The organism is Streptomyces sp. NPDC002537 (genome assembly GCF_053594975.1).
Genome location: NZ_JBSFWT010000014.1, coordinates 1 through 19097, shown reverse-complemented (window position 1 = coordinate 19097; position 19097 = coordinate 1). Strand labels below are relative to the sequence as shown.

Sequence of the window (19097 nt, the reverse complement as noted above, 5' to 3'; positions counted from 1 at the left end):
GGCTTGTTCACAGCACCCGGAGCCGCACGACGAGGGGGACTTGTGACCGTGCCCGGAACCGATACCGACGTCCTGCGACCACACGCCGAGGACGCCTTCGCGGAAGAGCTCGCGGCCCTCGCGGCCGCCGACGACCGGCCCCGCCCCGAGCGCTGGCGGCTCTCGCCGTGGGCCGTCGCCACCTACCTCCTCGGCGGCACGCTGCCCGACCGCACGGTGATCACGCCCAAGTACGTGGGCCCGCGCCGCATCGTCGAGGTGGCCGTCGCCACGCTCGCCACCGACCGGGCGCTGCTCCTGCTCGGGGTGCCCGGCACCGCCAAGACCTGGGTGTCCGAGCATCTGGCCGCCGCGGTCAGCGGCGACTCCACCCTGCTGGTGCAGGGCACGGCGGGCACTCCGGAAGAGGCCATGCGCTACGGCTGGGACTACGCCCGGCTCCTCGCCCACGGCCCCGGCCGCGAGGCGCTCGTGCCGGGCCCCGTCATGCGCGCCATGGCCGCGGGCCTGACCGTCCGGGTGGAGGAGCTCACCCGCGTGCCCGCCGACGTACAGGACACGCTCATCACTGTGCTGTCAGAAAAGACCCTGCCCATCCCCGAGTTGGGGGAGGAGGTGCAGGCCGTGCGCGGCTTCAATCTGATCGCCACCGCCAACGACCGGGACCGCGGGGTCAACGAGCTCTCCAGCGCCCTGCGCCGCCGGTTCAACACCGTCGTCCTCCCTCTGCCCGCCACCGCGGAGGCGGAGGTCGAGATCGTCGCCCGGCGCGTCGAGCAGATGGGGCGCTCCCTCGAACTGCCCGCCGTGCCCGAGGGTGCCGACGAGATCCGGCGCGTCGTCACCGTCTTCCGTGAGCTGCGCGCCGGGGTCACCGCCGACGGCCGCACCAAGCTCAAGTCCCCTTCGGGGACGCTGTCCACGGCGGAGGCCATCTCCGTCGTCACCGGTGGGCTCGCCCTGGCCGCGCACTTCGGCGACGGCGTCCTCCGGGCGGACGACGTGGCCGCCGGCGTCCTGGGCGCCGTGGTCCGCGACCCGGCGGCGGACCGCCTCGTCTGGCAGGAGTACCTGGAGACGGTCGTCCGCGAACGGGACGGCTGGAAGGACTTCTACCGCGCGTGCCGGGAGGCCGCGGCATGACCGGGCCCGGCCCGGCCCTGCTGGGCGTCCGGCACCACGGGCCCGGCTCCGCGCGGGCCGTCGCCGCGGCGCTCGACCAGTGCGCGCCGGAGGCCGTGCTGATCGAGGGCCCGCCCGAGGCCGACGCGATCGTCCACCTCGCGGCCGACGAGGGCATGCGGCCGCCCGTCGCCCTCCTCGCGCACGCCGCCGACGACCCCGGCCACTCCGCGTTCTGGCCGCTCGCCGCGTTCTCCCCGGAGTGGACCGCGATCCGTTGGGCCCTCGCCCGCGGCGTCCCCGTCCGGTTCATCGACCTGCCCGCGGCGCACACCCTGGCCCTCCGGGCCCAGGACGGCCCCGACCGGGACGCCCCGTCCGTCGCGTCCGGGGAACCGTCGCCGGACGCCGCCCCGTCGGGCGCCGACCCGCTGGCCGCGCTCGCGGCCGCCGCCGGGCACGACGATCCCGAACGGTGGTGGGAGGACGCCGTCGAGCACCGCGGCCGTGCCCGTCCCGGCGACGCGCTCGCGCCGTTCCAGGCCCTCGCCGAGGCCATGGCGGAGCTGCGGGCCCTCCGCCCCGGCCCCGGCCGGGACGCGGCCCGCGAAGCGCATATGCGGCTCGAACTGCGGGCGGCCCGGCGCGAGTTCGGCGACGCCCTCGCCGTGGTCTGCGGCGCCTGGCACGTACCGGCCCTGACGGAGAAGCGGACGGTCGCCGCCGACCGGGCGGAGCTCAAGGGGCTGCCCAAGGTCAAAGTCCACGTCAGCTGGGTGCCGTGGACCCACGGGCGCCTCGCCCGCCACAGCGGTTACGGCGCGGGGATCGACGCGCCCGGCTGGTACGACCACCTCTTCCATGCCCCCGACCGGCCCGTCGAGCGCTGGATGACCGAGGTCGCCCGGCTGCTGCGCGCCGAGGACCACCCCGTCTCCTCCGCCCACGTCATCGAGGCCGTACGGCTCGCCGAGGCCCTGGCCGTGCTGCGCGGCCGCCCGCTCGCCGGGCTCACGGAGACCCTCGACGCGGTCCGGGCCGTCATGTGCGAGGGCTCCGGCGCGCCCCTCGCGCTCGTGGCGGAGCGCCTCGTCGTCGGCGACGCCCTGGGCGAGGTACCGGAGTCCGCCCCCGCCGCCCCCCTGCAGCGGGACCTGACCCGCCTTCAGCGCACGTTGCGGCTCAAGCCGGAGGCCGCCGCGCGGGACCGCGAGTTCGACCTGCGCGAGGACAACGACGTGGCCCGCAGCCGCCTGTTGCACCGGCTGCGGCTCCTCGGTGTCCACTGGGGAGAGCCGGTGCGCACCCGCGGCGGCACGGGTACCTTCCGCGAGTCCTGGCGGCTGCGCTGGACCCCCGAGCTGTCCGTGCGGGTCGCCGAGGCCGGAGTGTGGGGGACCACCGTGGCGGCCGCCGCCACGGCGCGGGCCGAGGCGGCGGCCGTCGGATCCCCGGCCCTCGCCGACCTCACCGCGCTCGCCGAACGATGCCTGCTCGCCGGCCTGTCCGACGCCCTCCCGGCCGTGATGCGCGTCCTCGCCGACCGCGCCGCGCTCGACACGGACGTGGCGCACCTGGCCGGGGCCCTCCCCGCGCTGGTCCGCGCGGTGCGGTACGGCGATGTGCGCCGCACGGACACCGCCGCCCTCGCCGAGGTGGCCGCGGGGCTGGCGGAGCGGGTCTTCGTCGGCCTCCCCGCCGCCTGCGCGGGCCTGGACCCGGACGCGGCGGCGGACATGCGGGGCCATCTGGACGCCGTGCACCACGCGGTGGGCCTGTCGGCCGGGACGGGCCCGGCCGCCGGCACGCGGGAGCGCTGGGCCGGAGTGCTGCGGCTGCTCGCCGGGCGGGACGGGCTGCCCGGCGGGATACGGGGGCGGGCCGCGCGGCTGCTGCTGGACGACGGGGGGCTGACGGAGGACCAGGCCACCACGCTCATGGGGCTCGCGCTCTCGCCCGCGGTCGCGGCGGGGGAGGCGGCCGCCTGGATCGAGGGCTTCCTGGGCGACGGCGCGGCCGGGGGGATGCTGCTCGTGCACGACGAGCGGTTGCTCGGGCTGGTCGACTCCTGGCTGGCAGCGCTCCCGGAGGACTCTTTCACCGGCGTGCTGCCACTGCTGCGGCGGGCGTTCTCCGCCTTCGAGCCGGGGGTGCTGCGGGCGCTGGGGGATCTGCTCCGCAGTTCGGCTGCGCCGGGCCGTCACGGCGGTGTCGGCGGCATCGGCGGGGACGGTGAGGACGGTGGGTTCGGAGCGGGGCTCGACGAGGGGCGGGCGGGGGCCGTACTGCCCACGGTGCGGCTGCTGCTGGGGGAGGCGGACTTCTTCCCCACCCCGCCCCTTCCCGAACCGGAGCTCCGCCCCGGACCCCGGCCATCGGGTACGGGGTCGACGGGGAGCGATGTGCCGGAGCCGGAGCTTCGCCCTGGACCCGGGTTGCCGGGCGCCGGGTCGGCGGGGGCGGATGTGCTGGAGTCGGAGCTTCGCTCCGGGCCTCAGCTGTCTGATGCCGGGTCGGCGGGGAAGGGCGCGCCGGGGCTTGGGCTTCGCTCCGGGCCTCAGCCGTCGGGCGCCGGGCCGGTGGGCGCGCCGGAGTCGGGGCTCGGCCCCGGGCCACGGTCATCGGGCGCCGGACCGGCAGGGGCGGGCGCGTCGGAGTCGGGGCTCGGCCCCGGGCCCAGGTCGTCGGGTGCCGGGCCGTCGGGCGTCGGGCCGGCGGGGGCGGGCGTGTTGGAGTCGGAGCTTGGCTCCGGGCTTCAGCGGTCTGATGCCGGACAGGCGGGGGTGGGCGCGCCGGAGTCGGGGCTCGGCCCTGGGCCCAGGCTGTCGGGTGCTGGGCCGTCGGGCGCCGGGTCGGCGAGGGCGGGCGCGTTGGAGTCGGAGCCTGGCTCCGGGCTTCAGCCGTCCGATGCCGGACCGGCGAAGGCGGGCGCGTCGGAGTCGGGGCTTTGTAGTGGGGCTCGGGCATCGGGTTTTGCCGGGCTTCGCCCGGGGACCGCATCGGGTTTTCCCGGGCTCCGCCCGGACAGTGACGTGCAAGAGGGCGCCCCCGCCGTCGGTGGGAGTGAGCGGCTGCGGCGTTGGCGGCTTGTGCTCGGGGGTGCCGGTTCCGGCGGTGGGCAGGTGCTCGGTGGTCGTGACGTCGTCATCGACCGGGCGCTCGACGCGCTCTACGGGGAGGCGGGCGGAGGCGCGGGGCTCGGCGGGTCCGTGCCGCGGGTCGCCCGCTGGCTGGGGGACATCCGTACGTACTTCCCGGTGTCCGTCGTTCAGGTGATGCAGCGGGACGCCCTCGACCGGCTCGGGCCGGCCGCGCTGCTGCGGGAGCCGGAGCTGCTGGAGGCGGTCGAGGCCGACGTGCATCTCGTGGGCACTCTCCTGTCGCTCCACAAGGTCATGCCGGAGACCACCCGGGAAACCGCCCGCGCTGTGGTCCGCAAGGTCGTCCGGGAGCTGGAGGAGCGGCTGGCGCGGCGCACCCGGACCGCCGTCGGCGGTGCCCTCGACCGGTCGTCGGCGCGCGTCCGCAGGCCCCGGCACCAGGACATCGACTGGGACCGCACCATCCGGGCCAACCTCAAGAACTATCTGCCCGCCCACCGCACGGTCGTCCCGGAGCGGCTCGTCGGCCGGGGGCGGGCGGCGCGGTCGGTGCGCAAGGAGGTGGTCCTCTGTGTCGACCAGTCGGGCTCCATGGCCTCCTCGGTCGTCTACGCGTCCGTGTTCGGCGCGGTCCTCGCCTCGATGCGCTCCCTCGACACCCGGCTCGTCGTTTTCGACACCGCTGTCGCCGACCTCACCGACCGGCTGGCCGATCCGGTCGACGTCCTGTTCGGCACGCAGCTCGGCGGCGGCACCGACATCGACCGGGCGCTCGCCTACTGCCAGTCCCGCATCACCCGCCCGGCGGAGACCGTTGTGGTCCTCATCAGTGATCTCCACGAGGGCGGGATACGCGACGGAATGCTCCGGCGGGTCGCCGCGCTGCAGGCGTCCGGTGTGCGGTTCGTGACGCTGCTCGCGCTCTCCGACGAGGGTGCCCCCGCCTACGACCACGACCGTGCCGCGGCGCTCGCGGGCCTGGGCGCACCGGCGTTCGCCTGCACTCCCGACCTCTTCCCGGAGGTGATGGCCGCCGCGCTGGAGAACCGGCCGCTGCCCGTCCCCGAGCCCTGACGGCGGGCCCGGCGCGCGCGTCGGGGGAGGCGGCCGCGGTGGCGGTCCGTGTGCGATCTGTGAGGGTAATCACGGCCGGAGTGTGACCTGCGATTTAGGGACCTCCGTCCCTCGGGGATAACCTGCGAGACGGACATGCCGCGTCAACGGTGAACGTGTGCCGCCCTCGTAAAAGATCGCGTCGTCACGCTGGCCTGCGGCACGCCCGCGCAGACACTGAACCGCGATATCCATGGAAAAGGGACGGACGCGCGTGGACCTGTTCGAGTACCAGGCGAGGGACCTCTTCGCCAAGCACGGTGTACCGGTGCTGGCCGGTGAAGTCATTGACACGCCTGAGGCGGCCCGCGAGGCGACCGAGCGGCTGGGCGGCAAGTCGGTCGTCAAGGCGCAGGTGAAGGTCGGCGGCCGTGGCAAGGCCGGTGGCGTGAAGCTCGCCGCCACCCCGGACGAGGCCGTCGCCCGCGCGACGGACATCCTCGGCATGGACATCAAGGGCCACACGGTCCACAAGGTGATGATCGCCGAGACCGCTCCCGAGATCCTCGAGGAGTACTACGTCTCGTACCTCCTCGACCGCACCAACCGCACCTTCCTCGCCATGGCGTCCGTTCAGGGCGGCATGGACATCGAGGAGGTCGCGGCCAAGACCCCCGAGGCTCTGGCCAAGGTTCCGGTCGACTCCAACGAGGGTGTGACGATCGAGAAGGCCCGCGAGATCGTCGCCCAGGCGAAGTTCCCGGCCGAGGTCGCCGAGAAGGTCGCCGAGGTCATGGTGACCCTGTGGAAGACCTTCGTCGCCGAGGACGCGCTCCTCGTCGAGGTCAACCCGCTCGCCAAGGTCGCCAACGGCGACGTTCTGGCCCTCGACGGCAAGGTCTCGCTCGACGAGAACGCCGACTTCCGCCAGCCGGAGCACGAGGCGCTGGAGGACAAGGCCGCGGCCAACCCGCTGGAGGCCGCCGCCAAGGCCAAGGGCCTGAACTACGTCAAGCTCGACGGCCAGGTCGGCATCATCGGCAACGGCGCGGGTCTCGTCATGAGCACCCTGGACGTCGTCGCGTACGCCGGTGAGAACCACGGCGGCGTCAAGCCGGCCAACTTCCTCGACATCGGTGGCGGCGCCTCCGCCGAGGTGATGGCCAACGGTCTTGAGATCATCCTCGGTGACCCGGACGTCAAGTCCGTCTTCGTCAATGTCTTCGGTGGCATCACCGCGTGCGACGAGGTCGCCAAGGGCATCGTGCAGGCGCTCGAGCTGCTGAAGGCCAAGGGCGAGAACGTCAGCAAGCCGCTCGTCGTCCGCCTCGACGGCAACAACGCGGAGCTGGGTCGCAAGATCCTGTCCGACGCCAACCACCCGCTGGTGCAGCGCGTGGACACCATGGACGGCGCGGCCGACAAGGCCGCCGAGCTGGCTGCGAAGTAAGGGACGAGGACTCCACAACCATGGCTATCTTCCTCACCAAGGACAGCAAGGTCATCGTCCAGGGGATGACCGGCGCCACGGGCATGAAGCACACCAAGCTCATGCTGGCCGACGGCACCAACATCGTCGGTGGCGTGAACCCGCGCAAGGCGGGCACGAGCGTCGACTTCGACGGCACCGAGGTGCCCGTCTTCGGCTCCGTCGCCGAGGCGATGGAGAAGACCGGTGCCAACGTCACCGTCGTCTTCGTGCCGCCGGCGTTCGCCAAGGCCGCCGTGGTCGAGGCGATCGACGCCGAGATCCCGCTGGCCGTCGTGATCACCGAGGGCATCGCCGTCCACGACTCCGCCGCCTTCTGGGCGTACGCGGGCTCGAAGGGCAACAAGACCCGCATCATCGGCCCGAACTGCCCCGGTCTGATCACCCCGGGCCAGTCCAACGCCGGCATCATCCCGGGCGACATCACCAAGCCCGGCCGCATCGGTCTGGTGTCCAAGTCGGGCACGCTGACCTACCAGATGATGTACGAGCTCCGTGACATCGGCTTCTCGTCGGCCGTCGGCATCGGTGGCGACCCGGTCATCGGCACCACGCACATCGACGCGCTCGCCGCGTTCGAGGCCGACCCCGAGACCGACCTGATCGTCATGATCGGCGAGATCGGCGGCGACGCCGAGGAGCGGGCCGCGGACTTCATCAAGGCCAACGTCACCAAGCCGGTCGTCGGCTACGTGGCCGGTTTCACCGCGCCCGAGGGCAAGACGATGGGCCACGCCGGTGCGATCGTGTCCGGTTCGTCCGGCACCGCCCAGGCGAAGAAGGAGGCCCTGGAGGCCGCGGGCGTGAAGGTCGGCAAGACGCCGTCCGAGACGGCCCGCCTGGCGCGCGCGGCGCTGTCCGCCTGAGCCGTACGGTCCTGAGTGCGTGGGCCCGCACCCCTTCGGGGGTGCGGGCCCACGCCCGTTCCCCCGGGCACCCTCCGGGATGAAAGGTGCATAAACGTATTTGGGCGACACGACGGCCATTTGCGTGCTACCCGTATGAATGCCATGTTGTTGGCAGCATGGCCTTGTGACCCAATATGCCGATCACAGCCCGCCGTTGTCCTCGCGGAGCCGGTCCACCGCCGCGGGGCCGCCGCCGGCGGGCACGGTGTTCCTCGGCGGGATGGTCGCCGCGGGCCTGGGGCTCGGCACGCTCGCCGTGGCCGTGCTGTCGCTGTGGATCTCCTCCCCGTACCCCGACAGCGGCCCCGCGACGGCGCTGCGCGTCGCCGCGGCCCTGTGGCTGCTCGCGCACGGCGCGCACCTCGTACGGACCGAGACGCTCTCCGGGACGCCCGCGCCGATCGGCCTGACGCCGCTGCTGCTCACGGTCCTGCCGAGCTGGCTGCTCTACCGGGCGGCCCGGCACACCCTCGACCCGGCGGACGAGCCGCCGGACGACGCCCCGGACGAGCCGCCCGAGGGCGACGTTCCTCCTGACCCGTACGACGCCTTGTACGACGGCCCGTACGACGCCGTGCCCGCGGGCCGCCCCGCGGGGCTCGCGCCGCGCAAGGCGGTCGCGGCCCTGCTGGGCGGCTATCTGTTCGTGGCCGCGGCCGCCGCGCTCTACGTCTCGTCGGGGCCCCTGCGGGTCGATCCGCTGAGCGCCCTGCTCCATGTGCCGCTCTTCGCGGGCGCGTCCGTCGGGATCGGGGCGTGGGCGGCGGGGCACGGCCCCGGCGCGACACGGCCCGCCCTTACGCGCCGGGCGCTGGGGGCGCTTCCCCTGGGCGTGCGGCGCTGGTTCACGCGCCCCCGGCTGTACGACGTCGTACGGACCGGGGCGGCGGCCACGGGTGCCCTGCTCGGCGGCGGCACGCTGCTGCTGGTCGTCTCCCTCGCCCTGCACGCGGGGGTGGCGCAGCAGTCGCTCCTCCAGATGACCTTCGCCTGGTCGGGCCGCGTCGCCGTGATCCTCCTGTGCGTGGCGCTGCTGCCGAACGCGGTCGTCTGGGCGGCGGCGTACGGGCTGGGGCCCGGGTTCATGGTCGGTACGGTCGGCGTCGTCGCCCCGCTGGGGGTGGCCGGGTATCCGCTGCTGCCCCGGTTCCCGCTCTTCGCGGCGCTCCCGGCGGCGGGCCCGTCCGGACCGCTTGCCCTGGCGGCGGCCTCGGCGCTGTCCGTCGCCACGGGTGTGTCGGTCGCGTACGCGGCGGTGCCGCGCGACCCGGAGGCGCTGCACCGGTCGAAGCCGGCCCGCACGGCCGGTACCGCCGCGCTGGGCGCGGCGCTGTGCGCGGTGCTGATGGCGTTCCTGGCGTACGCGGCGTCCGGCACGCTCGGCCGGTCCAGGCTCGCGGCCTTCGGCCCGCCGTGGTGGCTCGTGGGCGGCGCGGCGCTGGCCTGGACGGCGGTCCTCGGCGTACCGGGCGCGCTGATCCTGCGCTGGACCCGGCGCCGGGCCCTGCGGAAGGCGGCCGAAGCGGCCGAGGCGGAGGCGGCCGAGGCGAAGGCGGCCGAAGCGGAGGCGGAGCGCGAGAACGTGCGTACGGCCGTGCCCGAGGTCGTGCCTCAGGCCGTGCCCGAGAGCGTTCGCGGGGACGTTCGCGAGGACGAGGACGCTGCGCAGGAGCTCGTGCCGACGTGGTGCAAGGGGGCCGTGGCGGCCCTGGGGATCGCCCCGCTGACGGGTGGTTCCGCGGCCGACGCCCCGGCGGTCGGTACGCGGGCGCGCTGGTGGACGGGCGCGGCGGCGGTACGGGCGCTGGCGGCGTGGTTCGGCTTCGGGGTGCGGACGGAACCGGTGGCAGAGCCCCCGGTTTGGCCTCCGGCCCGGCCTTCGGGACAGCCGGACGGGGTGCCGCGGTCCGTGGAGGAGCTGCCGGTCCGGGCCTCGCCCGAGGTGGTGGTGCAGCCGGTCGCCGTGGCGGCGCCCGTGTTCGTGCCCGCGCCTGTGCCTCCGTCCGTGCCTGAGCCTGTGCAGCCGAGGCGTTCGCGGTGGTGGCGGCGCCGTCGGGCCAAGGGGAGGCACGCGGCTTCCGCCGCGACGACGGCGCGGATGCCGGTGGAAGGGGTCGTGGAGGGGGTTCCTGAGGAGGCCGAGGAGGCTGTGGAGGGGGTCGTCGTGGGGGCGGGGGCTTGGCACGACTCGGGGGCGCGGCAGGTTCGGTGGGCGGCGTTGCGGGAGTCCGGGGGTGGGTTGATGCCGGAGTTCGAGCCGCGGGACGGTGGCTGAGGTCTGCTGTCGGGTGCGGGCCGGTGTGCGACTGGGGGCTGCGCCCCCGGGCCCCGGCCTGTGGGTGCGGGCCGGTTCGCGCCTGCGGCGGGCTTGTTCCCCAGCCTCGCCCCTTCCCGAAACCGGGGGAGACCCCCGGACCCCCGAAGCGGCTGCGCCGCTTGTCCTCAAACGCCGGACGGGCTGAATTTTCAGCCCGTCCGGCCTGACCGGCGTCAGTCCTGTGTGCCCAGCAAGGGGCGCAAATGCTTCGGCAAGTGGTTTTCACAGGACTGGCGGGACTGTTGGGTGAGGGCGTCGTCGACGCAGGTGTAGTAGTCGCTGTAGACCAGCTGGAAGACGAAGGTGGCCGCGACGATGGCGATGGCGAGGGCGCCCATGACGAGGCCGCTGACGGCCGCGGTGGTCTGGGGGCGCGGGGTGCCGGGGGCGGGCGGGGGCGGGGGCGGTACGTCCGGGTCGGCGCGGCGCTCGCGCTGCGGCTTGGCGCGCAGCGAGCTGATGGCCCAGTAGACGGACAGGGCACCCAGGAGCAGGGCCACCTGCGGAATGCTGAACAGGGCGAAGAAGAACCCCCACAGGCCCGCGAGCAGCGCGTAGCGTGCCCGCCGCTGTGCCGGGTCCGTCGGGTCCCAGCGGAGCCCGCCGCCCTGACCACCCTGACCGCCGCCCTGGCCGCTCGGCGGGCGCTGCCCGCCCTGACCGCCGCCGAAGCCGCCGTCGTGGCGGCCCGGCTGCCTGCTGCTCCACTGGCTGCCCCACGCGGGCGGCTGCTGCCGTTCGCCGTCCTTGTCGCCGCCGTCGCCGTCGCCGCCGCGCCCCTCCGGCCGCGGCTGCCAGGGCTGGTCGGGCCTGCCCTCCGGCGGCGGTGCGAAGGGGTTGTCCTGCTGCTCGTCCGAGCCCGGGGACGGTGACGAGGGGCGTTCTGGTGACATGCGGGCGTTCCTCATCGCCGCCTGCCGGTCGGTGGGCAGCGGGAAGCGGTGAGCCGCGTGGAGGCGTCGGTCCGGCATGTGGAGTGTGTCTTCCCCTTGTGTCGTCGTCCTGTGCGTCCCCGGCGTGCCCCGCACGCCATGACGTACTGCACACCGAACGTACGGCGTCGCGCTCGGATTCCATGCGCTTTGCCCGCGCTTTCCGTGCGCTGCTTCCAGACGCTACCTTCCGCGCGTGCCCCCGTCCCGTGGGGGCCGTTCGGTGTGCCGGTATCGTTGCTGGCGGTCGGCGGCTTCGTAGAGTCCCCCGTATTCGGGGACCCCTCCGGCTTGTACGACCATACAAACCGCTCCACCCGCGAGAAAGGGCCCCGCTGTGGCCTCCCCGCCTCCCGCGCCCCCCGCCCGCCTCGTCGTGCTGGTCTCCGGCTCGGGCACCAACCTGCAGGCCCTGCTCGACGCGATCGCCGCCGACCCCGAGGGGTACGGCGCCCGGATCGTGGCCGTGGGCGCCGACCGGGACGGCATCGCCGGGCTGGAGCGCGCCGAGCGCGCCGGGCTGCCCACCTTCGTGTGCCGGGTCAAGGACCACCCGACGCGTGACGCCTGGGACCGGGCGCTGACCGAGGCGACCGCGGCCCACGAGCCGGACCTCGTCGTCTCCGCCGGCTTCATGAAGATCCTGGGCAAGGAGTTCCTGGCCCGCTTCGGGGGCCGGACGGTCAATACGCATCCCGCCCTGCTGCCCAGCTTCCCCGGCGCCCACGGTGTGCGCGACGCGCTCGCGTACGGCGCGAAGGTGACCGGGTGCACCGTCCACTTCGTCGACGACGGCGTCGACACCGGCCCGGTCATCGCGCAGGGCGCGGTGGAGGTCCGGGACGAGGACGACGAATCCGCGCTGCACGAGCGGATCAAGGAAGTCGAGCGAGCGCTGCTCGTCGATGTCGTGGGGCGTCTCGCCCGCCACGGCTACCGCATAGAGGGACGAAAGGTAACAATCCCGTGACCGCCGAGAACGGTACGAAGCGACCCATCCGCCGCGCCCTGGTCAGCGTCTACGACAAGACCGGGCTGGCAGAGCTGGCCCAGGGGCTGCACGCGGCCGGCGTCCAGCTCGTCTCGACCGGTTCGACGGCCGGGCGGATCGCCGCCGCGGGCGTCCCGGTCACCAAGGTCGAGGAGCTCACCGGCTTCCCCGAGTGCCTGGACGGCCGGGTGAAGACCCTGCACCCGCGCGTCCACGCGGGCATCCTCGCCGACCAGCGGCTCGACTCGCACCGCGCACAGCTCGCCGAGCTGGGCGTCGAGCCCTTCGAGCTGGTGATCGTCAACCTCTACCCGTTCAAGGAGACGGTCGCCTCCGGCGCCTCGCCCGACGAGTGCGTGGAGCAGATCGACATCGGCGGCCCCTCCATGGTCCGGGCCGCCGCCAAGAACCACCCCTCCGTGGCGGTCGTCGTCAACCCCGGCCGTTACGCCGAGGTCCTCAAGGCCGCCGCGGACGGCGGGTTCGACCTGCCGCAGCGCAAGCGGCTCGCCGCCGAGGCGTTCCAGCACACCGCCGCGTACGACGTGGCGGTCGCCAACTGGTTCGCCGAGGGCTACGGTGCCGACGAGGGCCCCTGGCCGGACTTCATGGGCGTCTCCTACGAGCGCAAGCACGTCCTGCGCTACGGCGAGAACCCCCACCAGCCCGCCGCCCTCTACACCGACGGCACCGGCAAGGGCCTCGCCTACGCCGAGCAGCTGCACGGCAAGGAGATGTCCTACAACAACTACGTCGACACCGAGGCCGCGCGCCGGGCCGCGTACGACCACGACGAGCCCTGCGTCGCGATCATCAAGCACGCCAACCCCTGTGGCATCGCGGTCGGTTCGGACGTCGCCGAAGCGCACCGCAAGGCGCACGCGTGCGACCCGCTGTCGGCGTTCGGCGGCGTCATCGCCGTCAACCGCCCGGTGACGGTCGAGCTGGCGGAGCAGGTCGCGGAGATCTTCACCGAGGTCATCGTCGCCCCGGCCTACGAGGACGGCGCCGTCGAGGTGCTGGCCCGCAAGAAGAACATCCGTGTGCTGCGCTGCGCCGACGCCCCCGTGGCGCACGGCGAGTCCCGGCCCGTCGAGGGCGGGCTGCTGCTGCAGGCCAAGGACCGGCTCCAGGCCGACGGCGACGACCCCGCCAACTGGACGCTCGCCACGGGCGAGGCGCTGTCCGCCGGCGAGCTGGCCGACCTGGCCTTCGCCTGGCGCGCCTGCCGCGCCGTGAAGTCCAACGCGATCCTGCTGGCCAAGGGCGGCGCGACCGTCGGTGTCGGCATGGGCCAGGTCAACCGCGTCGACTCGGCGAAGCTCGCGGTGCAGCGCGCGGGCGAGGAGCGCGCCGCCGGTTCGTACGCCGCCTCCGACGCCTTCTTCCCCTTCCCGGACGGGCTGGAGGTGCTGACCGCCGCGGGCGTCAAGGCCGTGGTCCAGCCGGGCGGTTCGGTCCGTGACGAGCAGGTCGTGGAGGCCGCGAAGGCGGCCGGCGTGACGATGTACTTCACCGGCACGCGCCACTTCTTCCACTGATACGCGTATCCACTGACACGTGTTCCACTGACACGCGCGGGAGGCCGCGCCCCGGGACGATCCGGGGCGCGGCCTCCAGCAGCCTTGATCAGCAGGTGACTTGAGGCGTCACTCGGGGCGTCACTTGACGCGGACGACCACCGTGCTGACGATCTTGTCGGCGAAGGTCTGCTTCTTCTCGTCCCACAGCGGCCACAGGTAGCCGAGGTAGAAGAAACCGTCGGCCATGTGGCAGAGGTTGCGGACGAAGGCCATGCCGAAGCCCGTCGGCATGCCGTCGCGCTCGCGCAGGACGCTGATGCCCACGACCTTCTTGCCCCACGTCTGACCGGTCTTGCCCTGCTTGTAGAGCATCCAGAAGCCGAGCGCGACCCCGACGACCATGCCGAGGAACATCACGATCAGGCCGGGCCCCGCCGAGCCGGTGCTCTGCGTGCACAGACCCCGGCTCGCGTCGTACGACGTGCAGCTGCTGTCGTGCGCAGCCGCGATCATCATGACGAGGCCGATGACGAACAGGATCGCCGGGATGAACCCGAGCAGCCCGTCGAGCAGCGTGGCACCCACGCGCGCGCCCCAGCTCGCGTACGGCGGCCGCTGCATGGCGTACGGGTCGTGCCCGGGGTGGCCGTAGCCGTGACCGCCGCCCGGGTACTGCTGGCCGGGGTACGGCTGTCCCGGATACGGCTGCTGCCCCGGGTAGGCCTGTCCCGGGTACGGCTGCTGGCCCGGGTACGGCGGGCCCGGCTGCTGCGGGACCTGGCCGTAGGGCGGCTGGCCGGGCTGCTGGGGGTACGACGGGTACGGGCCGGGAGGGTTCGGGTGGGTCACGTGGGTCCTTCGAGCGGGCACGGGCGGAACGGGGACGGCCGCGGCTTCCGCCGCGGCGCCGATCATCGTAGGCACAGCCCGATGGCCGACAAGCGCCGTGCCGGGGGACGTGACCTGATTGGAACGAGGGCCGGTCCATCCGGGAGTATGGGGGGCATGACCGCCCAGATTCTCGATGGCAAGGCCACCGCAGCCGCGATCAAGTCCGAACTCACCAGCCGCGTGGAAGCGCTGCGGGCCCGGGGCGTCACCCCCGGCCTGGGCACCCTCCTCGTCGGTGACGACCCCGGCAGCAAGTGGTACGTCGCCGGGAAGCACCGTGACTGCGCCCAGGTCGGCATCGCGTCGATCCAGCGCGAACTGCCCGACACCGCCACGCAGGAGGAGATCGAGGCGGTCGTCCGCGAGCTCAACGACAACCCCGACTGCACCGGCTACATCGTCCAACTCCCGCTTCCCAAGGGCATCGACACCAACCGGGTGCTCGAGCTGATGGATCCGGCCAAGGACGCGGACGGCCTGCACCCGACCAACCTCGGCCGTCTCGTCCTCAACGAGACAGGCCCGCTGCCCTGCACCCCCAACGGCATCGTCGAACTGCTCCGCCGCCACAAGGTGGAGATCAACGGCGCGCACGTGGTGGTCGTCGGCCGCGGCATCACCGTGGGCCGTTCCATCGGGCTGCTGCTGACCCGCCGCTCCGAGAACGCCACCGTCACCCTCTGCCACACCGGCACCCGCGACCTGTCCGCCCAGCTGCGCCAGGCGGACATCATCGTGGCGGCGGCGGGCGTCGGTCACCTGATCAAGCCGGAGGACGTCAAGCCGGGCGCCGCGGTGCTCGACGTCGGCGTCAGCCGCGACGGCGAGGGCAAGATCATGGGCGATGTGGACCCGGGCGTCGCCGAGGTCGCCGGCTGGATCTCCCCCAACCCGGGCGGCGTCGGCCCGATGACGCGGGCGCTGCTGCTGGTCAACGTCGTGGAGGCCGCGGAGCGCGCCGCCGGGATCGGCCATGCGGGCTGAGATGGCCCCGACGCCCGGCAAGTCGCGCCGCTTCCAGCTCACGCGGGACACCGCCCGCCCCGAGGGGGGCGGGCGCGCGGCCCCCGGTGACGCGCCCGCCCCGGCCCGGCAGTGGCCGCTGCTGGCCGTACTGGCCGTGACGGGCGTCGGCCTGCTGCTCGTCGCCTGCGACGTGTTCCGGGTGGGCACCCTGCTGATCGGGCTGGCGATGATCGGCGGCGCGGTGCTGCGCTGGGCGCTCCCGTCGGTGGGCATGCTGGCCGTGCGCTCGCGGTTCACCGACATGGTCACGTACGGCGGGCTGGGGCTGACGATCGTGCTGCTGACGCTGATGGCGCAGCCGCACGCCTGGGTGAAGATTCCGTTCCTGGACGACGTGCTGCACTTCACTGTCTGAGCGGTGGTGTGTGTCCGGGGCGCGTCGCCGTCCGCGGGCCGCAGTGTTCCGCACCACCGCTGCGCGGCGGTGTCCTCGAACTCCCCCAGCTACCTCCCCCAGACTCCGTCCGGGGGGACCCCCAGGAGATGCCCCCAGGACGGGCTGGATGTGGCCGATGCCGCGGCTCCCCGCAGCCGCACCCGGTCGGAAGCGCGTGGGAGACGTGACTGGCCGGGTGCTCGGGGCGAAGATTTCCCCATGGCCAAGATCAAGGTAGTCAACCCCGTCGTCGAGCTCGACGGCGACGAGATGACCCGCATCATCTGGTCGTTCATCAAGGACCGGCTGATCCTGCCGTACCTAGACATCGAGCTGAAGTACTTCGACCTGGGCATCGAGCACCGCGACGCCACCAACGACCAGGTGACGGTCGACGCCGCGCACGCCATCAAGGAGTACGGCGTCGGGGTGAAGTGCGCGACGATCACCCCGGACGAGGCGCGGGTCGAGGAGTTCAACCTCAAGGCGATGTACCGCTCGCCCAACGGCACGATCCGCAACATCCTCGGCGGCGTGATCTTCCGCGAGCCGATCATCATGGCGAACGTGCCGCGGCTCGTGCCGGGCTGGACCGAGCCGATCGTCGTCGGCCGCCACGCCTTCGGCGACCAGTACCGCGCGACCGACCTCAGGATCCCGGGTCCCGGCACCCTCACCATGACCTTCACCCCCGAGGACGGCGGCGAGCCGATCGAGCTGGAGGTCCACACGTTCCCGGGCGCGGGGGTGGCGCTCGGCATGTACAACCACGACGCGTCGATCCGCGAGTTCGCGCGCGCCTCGTTCCGCTACGGCCTGGACCGGCGCTATCCGGTCTACCTGTCCACGAAGAACACGATCCTCAAGAAATACGACGGCCGCTTCAAGGACATCTTCCAGGAGGTCTTCGACGCCGAGTTCAGGGCGGACTTCGAGGCGGCGGGCCTGACGTACGAGCACCGCCTGATCGACGACATGGTCGCCGCGGCGCTGAAGTGGTCCGGCGGCTATGTGTGGGCCTGTAAGAACTACGACGGTGACGTGCAGTCCGACATCGTCGCGCAGGGCTTCGGTTCGCTCGGTCTGATGACCTCGGTCCTGATGTCCGCCGACGGCCGCACCCTGGAGGCGGAGGCGGCGCACGGCACGGTCACCCGCCACTACCGGCAGCACCAGCAGGGCAAGGCGACCTCGACCAACCCGATCGCCTCGATCTACGCCTGGACCCGGGGCCTCGCCCACCGCGGCGGGCTGGACGGCACGCCCGAGGTCACGCGGTTCGCGCGGACCTTGGAACGGGTCTGCGTCGAGACCGTCGAGGGCGGTCAGATGACCAAGGACCTGGCGCTGCTGATCTCCAAGGACACCCCCTGGCTGACCACCGAGCAGTTCCTGGACGCCCTGGACGGGAACCTCAGGAAGGCGATGGCCGCGGGCTGACGGCACGGCGGGGGCGGCCCGTCCCGGGAGGGGACGGACCGCCCCCGCCGCTGGTGAGCGGCCGCGGTGCCCCGTCTTCCACCCCCGTGGGAAGACGCGGCACCGCCCGGTACCGAGAATCATGATCACGACGACGCCGGGCAAGATCTTCAAGCCTCCTGTGGCCGGGGGGTGACCATTCCGGTACGAGGTCGCCGTTCCGTACCAGTTGTGCCGTGTCCGTGACAAGGGCGCGTGTCGTGACGGCCGTTCGCACCCGGTGCGACCGTGCGCCCCCGGGCCGGGAACTGCCATGCTGAGTTGCGGCATCCCCTTGGGTAGTCGGCACCGGGGCCGCACGAGGGGCACGGAACGGGACCACGGGAAACGCGTCGGGGGACAGGGGGAGGGCAATGCCTCGTTGGAGGGCTTTACCGGAAGAACTCGATCCAGAAGTCCGCGAATTCACCGAACAGCTGCGCAGATTGGTCGAGCGCAGCAAGCTGAGCCTCGGCGCCGTCGCGGACCGCACCGGCTACAGCAAGACGTCCTGGGAACGCTATCTGAACGGGCGGCTGCTGCCGCCGCTCGGCGCCGCCGAGGCCCTCGCCGAGGCGACGGGCACCGACGTCGGCCACCTGAGCACCATGTGGGAGCTCGCGGAGCGCTCCTGGAGCCGCTCCGAGCTGCGGCACGACGTGACGATGGAGGCCCTCCGGGTGGCCCAGGCGCGGGCCGCGCTGGGCGAGTTCGGGCCGGCCGCCCCGGCGGGACCTCCCGAGCCGGTCTACTCCGAGCCGCTGTGCCAGGAGGCGCCGGAGAAGGTGCGGACCGCGCTCGCCGAGGAGGCCCCGGAGCCCCGCAAGCCGTCCGTGCCGCGGTCGGCGCGGCCGCCGGACTACCGGGCGGAGGCCATCCCCGTCGAGCGGCCGTCGCGCCGCCGGGCCGTCCTGTTCGCCACCGGCGTCGTGGGTGCCCTCCTCGTCGCCGCCGCCGTGGTGCTGCTGCTGGGCTCGGGCGACGACGGCAAGGACTCGGCGGCCCCGCCGCCCGCCCCGCCGCCCGCCACGAGCGCCCCGGCGGCGCCGCCCGCCGGGGTGAAGTGCACCGGCGACGCCTGCGCGGGCAAGGACCCCGAGGCGATGGGGTGCGGCGGCGCCCACGCGACGACGGCGGGCACCGCGACGGTGGGCACGTCCCACGTCGAGGTGCGCTACAGCGAGGCGTGCGGGGCGGCCTGGGGGCGGATAACTCAGGCCGGTCGGGGGGACGCGGTGCGCATAAACGCACGGGCACATGGGGAGGTGCCGGCCCGCACCGAAGCGGGGCGGGTGGGCGGGACCGGGCATCCTGCGGACGGCTACACGCCCATGGTGGCCGTTTCCGCGCCGGGGCAGGCGACGGCGTGCGTCACCCTCACGTCGGGGACGAAGGGCTGCACGGTGTCGCTGCCGCGGGCCTGACGGTTGGTGCGGGCCGGTTCGCCGCCTGCGGCGGGAAGCACCCTCCGGGCGCTGTCCTCAAACGCCGGACGGGCTGGTTCTCGCGGACCGTAGTCCACAACCAGCCCGTCCGGCGATTGAGGACAGCGCCGCAGGCGCTGCGCCCGCACGGAGCGGAACGGGGGCAGGCCGGAGCCGGAGTGGGTACCCGGTCCAGCCCGTCCGGCGTTTGAGGACAGCGCTGCGCCCGCACGGCGCGGAATGGGGCACCCATAGCGGCGGCAGCCCGCCGTGGCGAACGGTGAGGCGTCCCACATGGGGGCGGGCGTTCTGGGAGGGTGGCGTCGGATAGCCTGACGCCGGATCTCTTGACACCGAGAGAGGTCCGCCTCATATGGGCAGGGACACCCAACCCCAGTTCGCAGCAGGAGATCGCCATGACCCGCACTCCCGTCAATGTCACCGTCACCGGCGCGGCCGGTCAGATCGGCTACGCGCTGCTCTTCC

13 protein-coding genes and 1 pseudogene are annotated in these 19097 nt (G+C 73.5%); 12 read left to right on the top strand and 2 right to left on the bottom strand.

The genetic code is table 11. From position 1 onward, the window contains the following. Positions 1-48: 48 nt before the first annotated feature. From ACWD4A_RS09200 to ACWD4A_RS09175, 6 genes and pseudogenes are all read left to right on the top strand, one after another. Positions 49-1143, top strand: coding sequence for an ATP-binding protein (locus ACWD4A_RS09200; protein WP_451191429.1), 1095 nt, complete (start codon positions 49-51; stop codon positions 1141-1143). Continuing rightward, a pseudogene (locus ACWD4A_RS09195) lies at positions 1140-3434 on the top strand (DUF5682 family protein); the annotation flags it as partial. The gene ACWD4A_RS09200 and the pseudogene ACWD4A_RS09195, both read left to right, overlap by 4 nt. A gap of 963 nt (positions 3435-4397) precedes the next feature. Next, a complete protein-coding gene (locus tag ACWD4A_RS09190) occupies positions 4398-5297 on the top strand; it encodes a vWA domain-containing protein (RefSeq protein WP_451191564.1) in 900 nt (299 codons plus the stop codon). Between the two features lie 253 nt (positions 5298-5550). Beyond that, the gene (sucC, locus tag ACWD4A_RS09185) at positions 5551-6726 is read left to right on the top strand and encodes an ADP-forming succinate--CoA ligase subunit beta (protein WP_451191427.1); all 1176 of its coding nucleotides are present in this window, start codon (positions 5551-5553) and stop codon (positions 6724-6726) included. A 20-nt stretch (positions 6727-6746) separates the two neighbouring features. Further along, positions 6747-7631, top strand: a complete 885-nt coding sequence (sucD, locus tag ACWD4A_RS09180) for a succinate--CoA ligase subunit alpha (protein ID WP_451191425.1) — start codon at positions 6747-6749, stop codon at positions 7629-7631. A 166-nt stretch (positions 7632-7797) separates the two neighbouring features. Beyond that, the gene (locus ACWD4A_RS09175; protein ID WP_451191423.1) at positions 7798-9948 is read left to right on the top strand and encodes a cell division protein PerM; all 2151 of its coding nucleotides are present in this window, start codon (positions 7798-7800) and stop codon (positions 9946-9948) included. Between the two features lie 215 nt (positions 9949-10163). On the opposite strand, the gene ACWD4A_RS09170 is transcribed toward ACWD4A_RS09175, so the two are convergent. Beyond that, on the bottom strand, positions 10164-10961 hold the full coding sequence (locus ACWD4A_RS09170) for a hypothetical protein (protein WP_451191420.1): 798 nt from the start codon (positions 10959-10961) through the stop codon (positions 10164-10166). A gap of 298 nt (positions 10962-11259) precedes the next feature. Here ACWD4A_RS09170 and purN point away from each other — a divergent pair, with 298 nt between their 5' ends. Next, positions 11260-11892: a phosphoribosylglycinamide formyltransferase gene (gene purN / locus ACWD4A_RS09165; protein ID WP_451191418.1), complete on the top strand. Its 633-nt coding sequence runs from the start codon at positions 11260-11262 to the stop codon at positions 11890-11892. Then, on the top strand, positions 11889-13454 hold the full coding sequence (gene purH / locus ACWD4A_RS09160; protein WP_451191416.1) for a bifunctional phosphoribosylaminoimidazolecarboxamide formyltransferase/IMP cyclohydrolase: 1566 nt from the start codon (positions 11889-11891) through the stop codon (positions 13452-13454). The genes purN and purH overlap by 4 nt, the downstream gene beginning before the upstream one ends. A gap of 120 nt (positions 13455-13574) precedes the next feature. Here purH and ACWD4A_RS09155 read toward each other — a convergent pair whose 3' ends face one another. Beyond that, complete coding sequence (locus tag ACWD4A_RS09155; RefSeq protein WP_451191413.1) at positions 13575-14285, bottom strand: RDD family protein; 711 nt, start codon at positions 14283-14285, stop codon at positions 13575-13577. 156 nt (positions 14286-14441) lie between these two features. On the opposite strand from ACWD4A_RS09155, the gene ACWD4A_RS09150 reads away from it, so the two are divergent. The 4 genes from ACWD4A_RS09150 (at position 14442) to ACWD4A_RS09135 (ending at position 18611) form a co-directional block, all read left to right on the top strand. Next, positions 14442-15311 carry a bifunctional methylenetetrahydrofolate dehydrogenase/methenyltetrahydrofolate cyclohydrolase gene (locus ACWD4A_RS09150; RefSeq protein WP_451191411.1) on the top strand — a complete coding sequence of 290 codons (870 nt, stop codon included), beginning with the start codon at positions 14442-14444 and terminating at the stop codon, positions 15309-15311. Further along, entirely contained in the window at positions 15301-15708 is a 408-nt protein-coding gene (locus ACWD4A_RS09145) for a DUF3017 domain-containing protein (RefSeq protein WP_451191409.1), read from the top strand. The genes ACWD4A_RS09150 and ACWD4A_RS09145 overlap by 11 nt, the downstream gene beginning before the upstream one ends. 240 nt (positions 15709-15948) lie before the next feature. Next, on the top strand, positions 15949-17169 hold the full coding sequence (locus ACWD4A_RS09140; protein WP_451191407.1) for an NADP-dependent isocitrate dehydrogenase: 1221 nt from the start codon (positions 15949-15951) through the stop codon (positions 17167-17169). Between the two features lie 392 nt (positions 17170-17561). Then, positions 17562-18611, top strand: a complete 1050-nt coding sequence (locus ACWD4A_RS09135) for a helix-turn-helix domain-containing protein (protein ID WP_451191405.1) — start codon at positions 17562-17564, stop codon at positions 18609-18611. Positions 18612-19097 lie beyond the last annotated feature (486 nt).

Excerpts from the sequence above, each read along its gene's own strand:
- ACWD4A_RS09140 (WP_451191407.1), top strand. The coding sequence starts at position 15,949 with ATGGCCAAGATCAAGGTAGTCAACCCCGTCGTCGAGCTCGACGGCGAC.
- ACWD4A_RS09190 (WP_451191564.1), top strand. The coding sequence starts at position 4,398 with ATGCAGCGGGACGCCCTCGACCGGCTCGGGCCGGCCGCGCTGCTGCGG.
- ACWD4A_RS09135 (WP_451191405.1), top strand. The coding sequence starts at position 17,562 with ATGCCTCGTTGGAGGGCTTTACCGGAAGAACTCGATCCAGAAGTCCGC.
- ACWD4A_RS09145 (WP_451191409.1), top strand. The coding sequence starts at position 15,301 with ATGCGGGCTGAGATGGCCCCGACGCCCGGCAAGTCGCGCCGCTTCCAG.
- ACWD4A_RS09150 (WP_451191411.1), top strand. The coding sequence starts at position 14,442 with ATGACCGCCCAGATTCTCGATGGCAAGGCCACCGCAGCCGCGATCAAG.
- ACWD4A_RS09170 (WP_451191420.1), bottom strand. The coding sequence starts at position 10,961 with ATGCCGGACCGACGCCTCCACGCGGCTCACCGCTTCCCGCTGCCCACC.
- sucD (WP_451191425.1), top strand. The coding sequence starts at position 6,747 with ATGGCTATCTTCCTCACCAAGGACAGCAAGGTCATCGTCCAGGGGATG.